Raw genomic sequence first — 13,503 nt, 5'->3', positions numbered from 1 at the left:
ATATCCATGAGCTTAAACATTAATTACAAAGAAGATTTCAAAGACCGTCATATCGCACCTAATGGTGATGATACTGAGGCGATGTTACACACACTTGGGCTAAATTCTGTAGATGAGCTGATCGGACAAACGGTCCCTGAGAAAATCAGGCTGAAACAACCCTTAAACCTTCCTGCAGCAAAATCTGAGAAAGATTATCTGGCCAGCCTGAAGCAAACAGCTTCGCTGAATAAGGTTTTCAAATCTTACATCGGACAGGGGTATTATGATACCATTACTCCAGGTGTAATCTTGCGTAACGTAATGGAAAATCCAGGATGGTACACGCAATATACGCCCTACCAGGCGGAGATTGCGCAAGGTCGGTTGCAGGCATTGTTAAACTTCCAAACCATGGTTATCGACCTTACCGGTATGGAGATTGCCAATGCTTCCCTGCTTGACGAAGGCACAGCGGCAGCTGAAGCCATGTTTATGCAATATAGTCTGCGCAAAGATCAGCAGGCAAAAAAATACTTCGTATCAGAACTGATATTTCCACAAACTATAGACATCCTGAAAACCCGCGCCAATCCTTTTGGCATTGAGCTGGTGATCGGAAACCACGAAGAAGTTGACCTGACGTCTGAATTTTTTGGCGCCATCATTCAATACCCTGCCGGAAATGGTCAGGTATTTGACTATACTGGCTTTGCACAAAAAGCACATACACAAAACGTAAAAGTTACTGTTATTGCCGATCTGTTAAGTTTAACCTTACTAACCCCTCCGGGTGAATGGGGGGCAGACATCGTTGTCGGTACAACGCAACGTTTTGGTGTGCCAATGGGCTTCGGTGGCCCACACGCGGCTTACTTCGCTACAAAAGATGAATACAAACGTTCTATTCCCGGACGTATCATTGGTGTAACTATTGACAGCAACAACAACTATGCGCTACGTATGGCACTGCAAACCAGAGAGCAGCACATCCGCAGAGATAAAGCAACATCAAACATTTGTACAGCACAAGCTTTATTGGCTATCATGGCTGGCTTTTATGCGGTTTACCATGGTCCTAAAGGCTTAAAGTTGATCGCTGAACGCACACATGGTTTAGCTGTTTCACTTGCTGAATCAATTGAAAAAGCGGGATTCAAACAATTGAATTCAGCTTATTTTGACACCATTCAGGTTGACTTAGGTTCGCTTAAGGATTCTATCCACAGAGAATGTATCGATAACGAAATCAATCTGAACTACTCAGGATCTGTTGTTACGATTTCTTTGGATGAGACTACAGCTCTGGAAGATGTTAAATTATTAACCAAAATATTCTCAAAAGTTAAAGGCATCGCTGCCGACAGCGTTGAGGTGGTTGAAGACAACATCGAAACTACCATTCCTGAAGCTTTACAAAGAACTTCTCCTTACCTGCAACACCCGGTATTCAATGCACACCATTCTGAGCATGAAATGCTGCGTTATATCAAATCTTTAGAAAGCAAAGATCTTTCTTTATGTCATTCCATGATTGCTTTAGGTTCATGTACGATGAAGCTCAATGCCACTACTGAAATGATCCCTGTAACCTGGGCCGAATTCGGTAAAGTGCATCCATTTGCACCTGCTGATCAGGTTGCTGGTTACTATACTGTATTTAACGAACTTGACAAGTGGTTGAGCGAGATCACTGGTTTTGCTGCAATGAGCTTACAGCCAAATGCTGGTGCTCAGGGTGAGTATGCAGGCTTAATGGTGATCAGAGCTTATCATCAGGATCGTGGTGATCACCACCGTAATGTGGCCCTGATCCCTTCTTCAGCGCACGGTACAAACCCGGCTTCGGCTGCAATGGCAGGAATGAAAATCGTTGTTGTCAAATCACTTGAGAACGGAAATATTGATGTTGATGATTTAAAAGCGAAAGCAGAACAACATAAAGATGTCTTATCTTGCCTGATGGTTACTTATCCTTCAACACACGGTGTGTTTGAAGAAAGTATCATTGAAATTTGCGACGTGATCCACCAGAATGGCGGACAGGTTTATATGGATGGTGCAAATATGAACGCTCAGGTTGGTTTAACCAGCCCTGCAAATATTGGTGCCGACGTATGTCACCTCAACCTGCACAAAACATTCTGCATCCCTCATGGTGGTGGTGGCCCTGGTATGGGTCCTATTGGTGTGGCTAAGCATCTGGTAAATTACCTGCCAGGCCATGCTGTTGTAGATATCAACAATACAAAATCTATCCCTGCTGTATCTTCAGCACCATGGGGATCGGCATCCATCCTGATCATCTCACATGCCTATATTGCAATGATGGGCGGTGAAGGATTAACTGCTGCTACAAAATATGCAATCCTGAACGCGAACTATATGAAAGCAAGACTGGAAGAACACTTCCCGGTATTGTACTCAGGTGTTCAAGGACGTTGCGCACATGAAATGATCCTGGATTGCAGGGAGTTCAAAAACTTCGGTATCGAGGTAGTTGATATCGCTAAGCGTTTGATGGATTATGGATTTCACGCGCCGACAGTTTCTTTCCCGGTAGCAGGTACGCTCATGGTTGAGCCAACAGAAAGCGAGCCGAAACATGAACTGGATAGATTCTGTGATGCCTTGATCGCAATCAGACATGAAATTTCTGCAGTACAAAGCGGTGAGTCTGACAAGCTCGACAATCCATTGAAAAATGCACCGCATACAGCATCGGTTGTTACTGGCGACGAATGGAACCATAGCTATAGCAGAAAAACTGCGGCTTTCCCACTTCCTTATGTTGCTGCCTATAAATTCTGGCCTTCAGTAGGTCGTGTTAACGATTCTTTTGGTGACCGCTCATTGGTTTGCGCTTGCCCGCCAATCGAAAGCTACGCTGAAGAGACAGTATAGACTAAAATATACACCCAATTAAATAAGGCCATCTGGATATCCGGATGGCCTTATTTTTGTTGTTATAGCTAAGTTGAAAATCTAAATTATCTCTTTAAGCTAATATTTTATATCTTTAAGCTATAATTGTACAAGATTTTTTTCCTGTCTTTAAAAAAAACGATGATTCCCAAAATTGACCTCCTAGTAATTGATGATGACGATATCAATATTTTCATCATAAAGAAAATTGTCGAAAAGACTGGATACCAAGTAAATATGGTAGCAAAAACCAATGGTCAGCTTGCCGTGGACTACTTAACAGAACTGCAGAGCCAACAACAGGACTTTCCTGATTTGATTTTAATAGACATCAATATGCCGGTTTTAAACGGCTGGGAATTCCTCGAAGCCTACGAAAAAATGAATGCCGGGCAAAAAATAGACATGTATATGTTGTCCAGTTCTGTGTACGAGAATGATATTGAAAAAGCCAAGACCTACAAGACTGTCAAAGGATTTATTTCTAAGCCACTTTCGATCAATCGCCTCATTGAACTGTTTGATGGCATCAGCAATTAACTAAATTACTTTAAACGCTCCATCAATACGCTCAACCTTACCTGTCGACTTGCTTTTGCCGTGATAAAATAAACAAGTCCAGTTTTCTGCAGCTGCTTTAATGCCATATTCTTCACGCAGCTCCATTGCCTTACGTCCGTCGAAATCATACTTCGCAATAAATTTTTTCACGAGTTCCTCGGGCTCAGGCAAAACATCCCCCCCAAAAAACACCTTTTCGCTACCTTCGGTAAGGAGGAAAGTCTGATGGAAAGGCGTATGTGCACCTGTCAACTCATAGCTGATCTCAGGGGTGAAATCACCGGAATCTTCCACAAAAAGAAGCTGCGCATTACGCTGCAGGAAGTCGAAAATATCCGTATGGTAAGAAGATGAGGTATTGGTAAAAGCCCCCTCCCATTCCCCACGCTGAATCACATAGGTTGCATGCGGAAAACTCAGCTCCATGGAATCACCAACATGATGAACCATGCCTCCGGAATGATCGAAATGCAAATGAGACATCAATACATAATCAATATCGTCAGGATCGAAACCCGCCTTACGTATATTGTTATGGAGGATCAGATTCCCTTCAGCATCACTATAACCAAGGCCAGTATCAATTAAAACCAGGCTATCCTTTAGCTGAACAAGAAAAGGCTGTACGTTAACAAACAAAGAACCAGGCCGGTCTTTAAACTGGTCTGTCTCGGGGTTAAAGGGCACAAATTTCTTTGTCGCGTTAACAGAATAAGTACCTTCGTTGAGTGTGAAAACTTGCAATGCAGAAAGTGTTAAAAAACAAATATGACTAATAAATTTATTTAGTGATACCTTTACAGGTCACATGGCAAAGATAGAAAATATACACGCGAAACCATGATGAGCTTAAACACGACAACGTAATAAACCTGACAATACACAACGTTAGCCAAATGGAAAAAAGATGGGTGCAGCATGGGAATTCGGACCAAACAAGTACAACTTTATTAGCACAACAGCTTCAGATTGACGAAAGCCTGGCGCAAATACTGGTACAAAGGGGCATCCATACCTTCGATGAGGCCAAATTCTTTTTCAGACCAAACCTGGCCGATATTCATGATCCCTTTCTGATGAAGGATATGGATAAGGCTATTACCAGAATTGGGCTAGCGCTTGACAACGACGAAAAAATCATGATCTATGGGGATTATGATGTTGACGGAACCACGGCGGTGGCGTTGGCCTATAGTTTTTTCAGCAAGTTTACCGACCGAATAGAATATTACATCCCAGACCGACATAAAGAAGGTTATGGAATTTCAAATACCGGTATTGAATATGCCGCAGCCAATCAATTTACACTGATCATTGCCCTTGATTGTGGCATAAAGTCGATCGCACAGGTTGCTTACGCAACCAGCCTTGGTGTAGATTTTATCATCTGTGATCACCATTTGCCGGGAGATACGCTCCCTGATGCAGCAGCCGTACTTGACCCTAAGCGTGCCGATTGCCTGTACCCATTTAAGGAACTTGCAGGCTGTGGTATTGGATTTAAGCTGGCGCAGGCCTATTGTATGGCCCATGGACTGGATGCCGATCAATACGAACAGTACCTGGATCTGGTTATGGTAAGTATTGCCGCCGACGTGGTTCCTGTGGTAGATGAAAACAGGATCCTTGCCTACCACGGACTGATCAAATTAAATAACAATCCTTGCATGGGGCTTAAAAGTTTAATGGACAGTACCGGAAGAGCAAAAATATTTACGCTAACTGACGTTATTTTTAGCCTTGCGCCAAGAATCAATGCTGCAGGGCGGATGGATCATGCCAAGCAAGCCGTAAAGATGTTATTGTGTGATGAAAAGGAGATGGCAGAAACACAGAGCATCTTTATCAACCTGCAGAATACCGACCGTAAAACATCAGATCAGAATATTACCGCCGAAGCACTATCGCTCATCCAGAACAGCGAATCCATGATCAACAGAAAAACAACGGTAGTTTATAATGAAAACTGGAACAAGGGCGTAATTGGGATCGTTGCATCGCGGCTTACCGAAACATATTACCGCCCGACTATTGTGCTTACCCATTCCAACGGACTCCTTACAGGATCTGCACGTTCTGTGGCGGGGTACGATCTTTATGAAGCTTTATTAACCTGTGCGGATCTTTTGGTTCAATTTGGTGGACATAAATTTGCCGCAGGATTAACTATGTCGCCAGAAAACTATGATCTTTTTTCTGAGCGCTTCGAACAGGCGGTAGCATCCACTATTACTGATGACCTGCTCTGTCCCGAAATACAAATAGATACCGAGATTTCATTGAACCAGATTGATGGTAAATTTCAACGAATCATTGCGCAGATGGCTCCTTTTGGCCCGGGAAATACAGCACCGGTATTTGTTACGCATGATGTATATTTTACGGGAAGGCCCTATATTGTTGGCGACAAACATTTAAAATTAAATGTAAAGCAACAAAATTCAGCTATTTTTGAGAGCATTGGTTTTGGCCTTGGCGCATATGAAAATATTATAATGCCAAACAAACCGTTTTCTATTTGTTATACGATAGAAGAAAACGTTTGGAAAGATCAAAAGCGTTTACAATTAAATATAAAAGCGATCAAAACAGATCGGGAAAGTTAAATGATATTAAGAGCTGAGAACCTAATCAAGAAGTACAAGCAAAGAACAGTAGTAAACGACGTGTCCTTTAGCGTTAGTCAGGGCGAGATCGTAGGTCTGCTCGGTCCTAACGGCGCAGGTAAAACTACCTCCTTTTACATGATTGTTGGTCTGATCAAACCGAATCAGGGAACGATTTTTCTGGACGATGAAGATATTACTACCGATCCTATGTACCGCAGGGCGCAAAAAGGAATCGGATACCTTGCTCAGGAGGCTTCAGTATTTAGAAAATTATCTGTTGAAGACAATATCCTTGCTATTCTTGAAATGCACATTCCCGATCGTGAGCAACGTTTTGCCCGACTTGAAGAACTGATTAATGAATTCAGCTTACATAAGGTACGCAAAAACCGTGGAGACCTGTTATCTGGTGGTGAACGTCGCAGAACGGAGATCGCGCGTGCGCTAGCAGCGAATCCAAATTTCATCCTGTTGGACGAACCTTTCGCTGGTGTCGATCCAATTGCAGTAGAAGAAATTCAAACTATTGTTGCCCGCTTAAAGGAGAAAAATATCGGTATTTTGATTACCGACCATAACGTACAAGAAACTTTGTCTATCACAGACAGGGCTTATTTACTATTTGAGGGGAAAATCCTGGAATCTGGAACACCAGAAGTTCTTGCTGCTAACGAAATGGTAAAAAAAGTTTATCTTGGTTCTAATTTTGTCTTGCGTAAAAAAACTTTATAATCTGACTAGCTAACCAAATATGGCATTTGTAAATTCGATTTTTACCTGGTACATGAAAAAGCGTGTTCATCAGATTGAGCTTTTCATGAAATATCCCCTGGATGTACAGGAAGAATGGTTTCATACGTTGATTTCCAGTGCGGAGCATACGGAATGGGGAAAGAAGTTTGATTATAAGTCAATAGAAACTCCCGAACAGTTTAAACAACGTGTTCCTATACAGAATTACGACACCTTAAAGCCCTACATAGAGCGCATGCTCAAAGGCGAACAAAATATCCTCTGGCCATCAGAGATCAAATGGTTTGCTAAGTCGTCAGGAACAACAAACGACCGCAGTAAATTTATCCCTGTATCAGAAGAATCTTTGCAGGAATGCCATTTTAAAGGCGGAAAAGATTTACTCTCCATATTTTGCACCAACCGTCCCAATAACCAGATCCTGACCGGCAAAGCACTTGTACTGGGTGGCAGCCATCAGATTAACCAATTGAGTGAGGCATCATTTTATGGGGATTTGTCAGCCGTCCTGATCAAAAACCTGCCGATGTGGGCAGAATACTACCGTACGCCAGCCATTTCCATTGCTTTAATGGACAACTATGAAGAGAAAATGGACCGCATGGCGGAGGCTACAATTAAAGAAAATGTAACAAACATATCTGGAGTTCCTACCTGGACCATTATCCTGGCAAAAAAGGTACTGGAAATGACAGGCAAAAGCAACCTACTGGAGGTGTGGCCAAACCTGGAGCTTTATTTCCATGGTGCTGTTAACTTCAAGCCTTACAGACAGCAGTTCAAAGAACTGATACCTTCTGACGACATGTATTATCTGGAAACATATAATGCCTCAGAGGGCTTCTTTGGTATACAGGATCAGGTTAATTCAGAAGAGATGCTTTTGATGCTAGATTATGGGATCTATTATGAATTCCTGCCGCTGGATCGTATTGAAGATGAAAATCCAGATACGCTATCTTTAGATCAGGTAGAACTTGGCAAAAATTATGCGATCATCATCTCTACCAATGGCGGCTTATGGCGTTATATGATCGGAGATACGGTGCAATTCACTTCGCTTTACCCTTTTCGGATTAAGATTACCGGACGCACTAAACACTTTATCAATGCCTTTGGCGAAGAAGTTATCATAGACAATGCAGAGCAAGCCATTAGTAATGCTTGTCGCAGTACCGGTGCCGTGTTTAAAGATTACACCGCATGCCCGATCTATTTTAAAGGTCAGGATGTTGGCGGCCATGAGTGGATTGTTGAATTTGACCAGCAACCAGACAACTTTGAGAAGTTTGTAGATGTACTGGATCAGACTTTAAGGGACGTGAACTCTGACTATGATGCAAAGCGTTTCAAGGATATGGCGTTAAAAAGGCCCAAGGTGCACAACGCGCCATGTGATACGTTTTACAACTGGCTTAAGGGCAAAGGTAAATTAGGCGGTCAGCATAAAGTACCCCGATTAGCCAATGACAGAAAGTACGTAGACGAGATCCTGAATACGCTTTAAGTTTACCGGTCGGCAGCATTAAATACCAGCCCATCAACAATGCTTTTGACTTTAGATAACCAGGAGCGGTTGTTCGCTTTCAGCCATTTTAACGCTGCAACAACTTTTTTATCGCTGCTAAGTGAACTGAAGTTATCTCCTCCGGCAATTTGTAGATCTGGGTTAACATGATCAAGGTATATGTTTCCATTGCGATCTGCCTCTACTGAAGTAGCCAGAAAGATCCCGGTGTTGTAGCTAAATTGAATGGAACTATTTCCTGTTGTGTATCCATTAGTGTTTTCTCCAATAAAATAGGTGTTTTTACGTCCTTTTAATGAAATGGCAGTCGCTTCTCCAGAACTAGCTGTTCTAGGACCGATAAGCACTACGATACTCAGATTATGCAGATCGGGCAATGTTTTAGTTAATGTGTAACCGGTTTCTGCACCATCATATAACGTATTACCGCGTTTACCCCATTCCTCGCCCTTTTTGCTTACCGGGTCAACAAATGTCCCTAACTTGCCTTCTGCAAAAACATTCATGATACCACCAAGCATCGGGAACATACTACCTCCAGGATTAAGTCGGAGGTCAATAATCAGACCTTTTAATTTTTCCGGATGGATCCCAGTCAAAGCCTGTTGAATTTCAGCGGCGATTTTCTCATTGTCGCCCCGCTCGGTTGGGTTATTGTCGGGAATCGACAAATACCCATAATCGTTGTTAAAAACTCTGGCAAAAGTTTTATTTGTTTGCTTCAGTTGTTTGATGAGTGCACGGTAAACTACCGTGTCAAGCTTCGGCCGTGGTGGGTTCCATCCATAATATTTACGTTCGTACAGCGCAAAACCATGGTGATCCTTAAGTAAGGTATAGAAAAGCTTCATGGCAGGCATTGCCTCTTTAATTGATCCCGCATTTGCCGCAGCCTTTCTGACACTGTCGCCAACCCTTTTCCAATCTACATTAGCTCTGTACAAGGATGCTTTTTGACCAAACTGAAGTACAGTATCAATGAGTCGGGCAACACTATCCGCCCCCGGTTTGCTCCCTTGTGCGGATAGAGAAAACGGAGACAAAGAAAATATAATTAAGGCAAGAATAATGGATGTATAGCTGGACTTTTTCATAACGTTTTAACTTATGCTACGAAGATGTGACATGTGCTTGCTTTCAGCTATTTTTTGATCCCAACCGCTCAAAATATTATCCCAACGGGTTTTAAATTATCATATAATCGTCATAAATACAGTTTACCAACGCAATGACAACAGCATACAGTGTGCCCAATGTGCGTCCGTTCTGCTAACGTAGTAAGTCCGTGATTGCGTCGGGATTAACAAGGAGTTGCTTCGGTATTACGACGGTGTTGACACGGTTATAGACCGACGCAACACCGAACCAACCCCGACCCAACACCGAAGCAGCACCGACGCAATCTTGGGATCAAAACGGTTGCACTATGGTGGTTGATCGAACGCACTATATAGCCCTGTCAATTTAATTTACGCTTAAAAACAGCTCAAACTCAGTTTATATTCAGCCATCCCCAATAGAAATAAATTTGCTTAACAACCTAATAATCAGTATATTTAATCATATCGGCATTTAAACCTCTTAAGAATTGTATCATGGGAATTTTAAACAATGGGATTGGTGGAAACTTTATTGGAAAAAGTGGAAACATGGTGTTCTACATGCTTAACGGCAAGAACGTAGGCCGGAGAATTGGTGAAAACCTAAATCCTCCAACGCAGAAGCAATTATCTTGTCGGCAGCAGATTGCATTAGTTGCGGAACTGCTCAATCCGATCAAGGAATTAGTGAAAATTGGCTATAACTCGGTGGCTATCGCTGCAAATAGGCATCCTTACGTACTGGCTACGTCTGTTCATAAAAATAGTGCAATCCGTGGTACCTACCCTGAGCAGTACCTTGACTTTTCACAGCTTCAATTTTCTACTGGAAATTTGCGTACCGCGCAGTCGACATCAGTAACTTATGAAGATGACCAACTCCTGTTTAGTTGGACAAACAGATCCGATATGACATTTGCGGAAAGCAGGGATCAGGTCATGCTATTGGCCTATTATCCTGAAATAAATATAGCAACATACACTTTGTACGGGAATGAACGCAGAACCGGTAATTGTGAATTAGCCATCAGTCCCGATTTTGAAAGCGGAAGCATAGAAACGTATATGGCATTTATTTCTGCCGACCGCAAAAATGTTTCTGATAGTATTTACACCGGCCAATTTAGCCGTTAAAAGATAAACACATGGCAATTTTACCATACGGGCCACTCGATGGCTTTTACAAAAGGTTAGGAAACCTTGTAGGCAAACGGGCTAAAGGAAAATTTGTACTATCTGGCCGACCTAAACTCAACAACGCATTGCGCACACCCGAGCAACAGTCTGCGCAATCGAAGTTTGCATTGCTAAACAAGTTCCTGCAAAGCATTGATACTTTCGTCATTCCGGGTTTTAAGAAAAAAGCGAAGAAAATACATCCTGTTAAGGCAGCTTACCATTATAATTATCCCCATGCCTTTATGGAAACTGGAGACGGGCTGGAATTAAATTACAGTAGGATCCTGTATAGTAAAGGCGACCTGTTGAAGCCATGCTGTCCTACCGCCGTGCTTGAAGCGGATAAGTCGGGAATCATGTTCAGTTGGCTGAGCAGGCCAGAATCATTATATAGCCAGGATACTGACCTGGCCAGCTTTCTGATCTACGATAGCAAAAATGAAATCGTCTACAAGAGTGTAAACAGCGCAGGCAGAGCAGAACTGGGTTACAGTGTTAAAATCAATTTTCGGCCCGATGCACAATTAGAATGCTATATGCATTTTACTAATACAGACGGAAAATTGCGAAGTGACAGCCAACATGTTGCTCAACTGATCAATCTTGAATAAACGGAGGTTATTAAGATGAATTAAAAGAAATACAGGGCACTTTAAAGAGATTCTTAACGTTATAATGTATTATTGCAATAATATCTACTTACAAGATATTATTATTAATACAAACCAAATCAGATATGAGACTGAACAGATTTTTCCTAGCTCCAGCCCTTGCAGGCTTACTATCTTTAACTTTGTACTCCTGCAAAACAAAAAAACTTGCCGCTAAACCAGCACCAGATCCTGTTGTAGAACAGAAAGTTACCGCCGTAGAGAAAGCACCTGAAAAACCACCGGTACAGGAAGAAGAAAAACCAGCACCTGTACAAAAACCGGATTATAATTTCTCCAATGTACAGTTTGAGTTTAACTCAGACGTTTTAAAAACTTCATCTTTCCAGATTCTTGATAAAGCAGCAAGAGAGATCAAAAAGGATCCATCAGTGAAATTTAGCCTGAATGGACATTCATCTGCTGAAGGTACTGTTGAACACAACATGTCTTTGTCAGTTGACCGCGCAAATGCTGTAAAATCTTACCTGGTGAATGCCGGTATTGATGGCTCCCGATTTACAGTAACCGGCTTTGGTGCAACCAAGCCAATTACATCAAATGATACAGAAGCAGGCAGAGCCCTGAACAGAAGAGTAGAACTAACGGTAAATCCGTAAAACATAAAGACTATGATACTGAGCCCTGTTAAACATACAAGGTTCAGTATCGTGCTTTCAAAACTTATAGCGCAGCAAGCTTCTGCTCTTTTTTAGACATTTCCTTTTTAACAAGTTCGGGTGTGCTTGCAGCAGTGTAATCCTTTTGTGGAATAAGAATAAGATCCGCTCCCTCAGCGGTATAGAAATGCGGGGTAACAAAACCGTACATGCTTTTCGAATTCTGGACGTTCTGATTCTTGGCAGCTTCGAAATCGGCTGATTTAAGGTACATGATCATCACCGTGGCGCCATACATGCTGTTTGCATTATATTTCACATTGATACCTAAAGGAGTTCCCGGGTACACTGTTTCGCCTACTTTAACAGTAAAGCTTCCTCTCTTAAAGTGCTTATAAGTCGCAATGGTTCCGTCCGCATGTTCGATCGTCAGCTCATTGATACGGCTGCTATATTCAACGCCTTCACCTAAATTTGTTTCCTGAGTATCTTTGATCTCCACCACGATACCCTTACGCATTGCAGTCACGGTATCTTCCTTAGCCGTACAAAAACGATACACTTTCCAATCTTCCGGTGTTGTATTACCGAAATACATTGCATTCAAGAAACTCACTTCCAACACCTTTACCTTGGTGCCATTTTTGCAGGGAAGCGTGTATACAAAATCAGGATTGAATTTCGGTTTGAGTTTTCCCCGGATGTAGGAATAGCTATAGGAAAAGCCAATGCCCTGATCTTTGTTTGTTGGTTCCAGGTTAAGCAGTCTGCCGCTGTAAAAACCGGCATTCAGATTGGTATTATCAGAAGCGTAGGCATTGCTTAGGTTAGTTAATTTGAAGGCAACGGTATAATTTCCGGGATCGGTTTTGACATAATCAAAAGTTACGCTCTTGTTGGTGTTGACTTTATAATTTACCATAACAGCGGGCTCTTGTGTGAAGGCATTCACGAAAGTAAAACAAGCAGTAACGCTCATTACAATTTTTCTTAATAGAGAGGTCATCATTTAGAAGTTAATTTTCTTCACTCTAAATTACACAAATAGTTATACATTTTACATTTAATAAGCTAATCTTTTTGAATGGGTTATTGGGGTTTATTTCTCATCAGATTTACCGATATTTATATCAAAAGCAAATATCAATATGGCAGATCCAATTTACCCTTGTTTATGGTTTGATGGCCAGGCAAAAATTGCAGCAGATTATTATTGTTCAATTTTCAAGAATTCCAGGATTAATTCTGAAAACCCAATGGTGGTTCATTTTGAATTAAATGGCAAGTCGTTCATGGCCCTGAATGGCGGTCCGATGTTTAAGTTTTCGCCCGCTACTTCTTTTGTGGTGGAGTGCGACACGCAGGAGGAGATCGATTATTATTGGGATCAGCTTGGCGAGGGGGGCAAATATTCGCAATGTGGCTGGCTCGATGATCGGTTTGGTGTATCCTGGCAAATTGTCCCGAAGATATTGCAGCAGCTGATGGGTGACCCGGAAAAAGCACCACGGGTAGTGGCGGCGTTTATGAAGATGTCAAAATTTGACATCCAGGCTTTATTGGATGCCTAAAAGAAATTCCAGACTTAAGGCGCTTGCC

12 protein-coding genes are annotated in these 13,503 nt (G+C 42.1%); 9 read left to right on the top strand and 3 right to left on the bottom strand.

The window, feature by feature from the left end; translation table 11 throughout:
- Nucleotides 1-6 precede the first annotated feature (6 nt).
- Together gcvP and CLV32_RS20860 are read left to right on the top strand one after the other, a co-directional pair.
- Complete coding sequence (gene gcvP, locus CLV32_RS20865) at nucleotides 7-2,883, top strand: aminomethyl-transferring glycine dehydrogenase (protein ID WP_133558895.1); 2,877 nt, start codon at nucleotides 7-9, stop codon at nucleotides 2,881-2,883.
- 162 nt (nucleotides 2,884-3,045) lie between these two features.
- The gene (locus CLV32_RS20860; RefSeq protein WP_133558894.1) at nucleotides 3,046-3,444 is read left to right on the top strand and encodes a response regulator; all 399 of its coding nucleotides are present in this window, start codon (nucleotides 3,046-3,048) and stop codon (nucleotides 3,442-3,444) included.
- Here the strand turns inward: CLV32_RS20860 and CLV32_RS20855 are convergent, their stop codons facing one another.
- Nucleotides 3,445-4,209: an MBL fold metallo-hydrolase gene (locus tag CLV32_RS20855; RefSeq protein WP_133558893.1), complete on the bottom strand. Its 765-nt coding sequence runs from the start codon at nucleotides 4,207-4,209 to the stop codon at nucleotides 3,445-3,447. It abuts the gene before it with no gap.
- Between the two features lie 152 nt (nucleotides 4,210-4,361).
- Here CLV32_RS20855 and recJ point away from each other — a divergent pair, with 152 nt between their 5' ends.
- From recJ to CLV32_RS20840, 3 genes are read left to right on the top strand one after another with little or no spacing between them, the layout of a single operon-like run.
- Complete coding sequence (gene recJ / locus CLV32_RS20850) at nucleotides 4,362-6,071, top strand: single-stranded-DNA-specific exonuclease RecJ (protein ID WP_133558892.1); 1,710 nt, start codon at nucleotides 4,362-4,364, stop codon at nucleotides 6,069-6,071.
- Nucleotides 6,072-6,806, top strand: a complete 735-nt coding sequence (lptB, locus tag CLV32_RS20845; RefSeq protein ID WP_133558891.1) for an LPS export ABC transporter ATP-binding protein — start codon at nucleotides 6,072-6,074, stop codon at nucleotides 6,804-6,806.
- A gap of 19 nt (nucleotides 6,807-6,825) precedes the next feature.
- Nucleotides 6,826-8,334 (top strand): GH3 auxin-responsive promoter family protein, encoded by a 1,509-nt coding sequence (locus CLV32_RS20840; protein ID WP_133558890.1) that lies wholly within the window; start codon nucleotides 6,826-6,828, stop codon nucleotides 8,332-8,334.
- Nucleotides 8,335-8,336: 2 nt separating this feature from the next.
- Here CLV32_RS20840 and CLV32_RS20835 read toward each other — a convergent pair whose 3' ends face one another.
- Nucleotides 8,337-9,449 carry a S41 family peptidase gene (locus tag CLV32_RS20835; RefSeq protein ID WP_133558889.1) on the bottom strand — a complete coding sequence of 371 codons (1,113 nt, stop codon included), beginning with the start codon at nucleotides 9,447-9,449 and terminating at the stop codon, nucleotides 8,337-8,339.
- A gap of 501 nt (nucleotides 9,450-9,950) precedes the next feature.
- Here CLV32_RS20835 and CLV32_RS20830 point away from each other — a divergent pair.
- The 3 genes from CLV32_RS20830 to CLV32_RS20820 all read left to right on the top strand — a co-directional run bounded on the left by CLV32_RS20830 (nucleotide 9,951) and on the right by CLV32_RS20820 (nucleotide 11,904).
- Entirely contained in the window at nucleotides 9,951-10,589 is a 639-nt protein-coding gene (locus CLV32_RS20830) for a DUF6266 family protein (protein WP_133558888.1), read from the top strand.
- Between the two features lie 11 nt (nucleotides 10,590-10,600).
- Complete coding sequence (locus tag CLV32_RS20825) at nucleotides 10,601-11,245, top strand: DUF6266 family protein (protein ID WP_133558887.1); 645 nt, start codon at nucleotides 10,601-10,603, stop codon at nucleotides 11,243-11,245.
- Between the two features lie 125 nt (nucleotides 11,246-11,370).
- The gene (locus CLV32_RS20820; RefSeq protein WP_133558886.1) at nucleotides 11,371-11,904 is read left to right on the top strand and encodes an OmpA family protein; all 534 of its coding nucleotides are present in this window, start codon (nucleotides 11,371-11,373) and stop codon (nucleotides 11,902-11,904) included.
- 64 nt (nucleotides 11,905-11,968) lie between these two features.
- On the opposite strand, the gene CLV32_RS20815 is transcribed toward CLV32_RS20820, so the two are convergent.
- The gene (locus tag CLV32_RS20815) at nucleotides 11,969-12,913 is read right to left on the bottom strand and encodes a M23 family metallopeptidase (RefSeq protein WP_133558885.1); all 945 of its coding nucleotides are present in this window, start codon (nucleotides 12,911-12,913) and stop codon (nucleotides 11,969-11,971) included.
- A gap of 139 nt (nucleotides 12,914-13,052) precedes the next feature.
- Here CLV32_RS20815 and CLV32_RS20810 point away from each other — a divergent pair, with 139 nt between their 5' ends.
- Nucleotides 13,053-13,475 carry a VOC family protein gene (locus CLV32_RS20810; protein ID WP_133558884.1) on the top strand — a complete coding sequence of 141 codons (423 nt, stop codon included), beginning with the start codon at nucleotides 13,053-13,055 and terminating at the stop codon, nucleotides 13,473-13,475.
- Nucleotides 13,476-13,503: the final 28 nt, after the last annotated feature.

Origin of the sequence: Pedobacter duraquae (assembly GCF_004362245.1) — a bacterium.
Taxonomy (GTDB): Bacteria; Bacteroidota; Bacteroidia; order Sphingobacteriales; family Sphingobacteriaceae; genus Pedobacter; species Pedobacter duraquae.
This window is presented reverse-complemented; position numbering and strand designations above follow the sequence as displayed.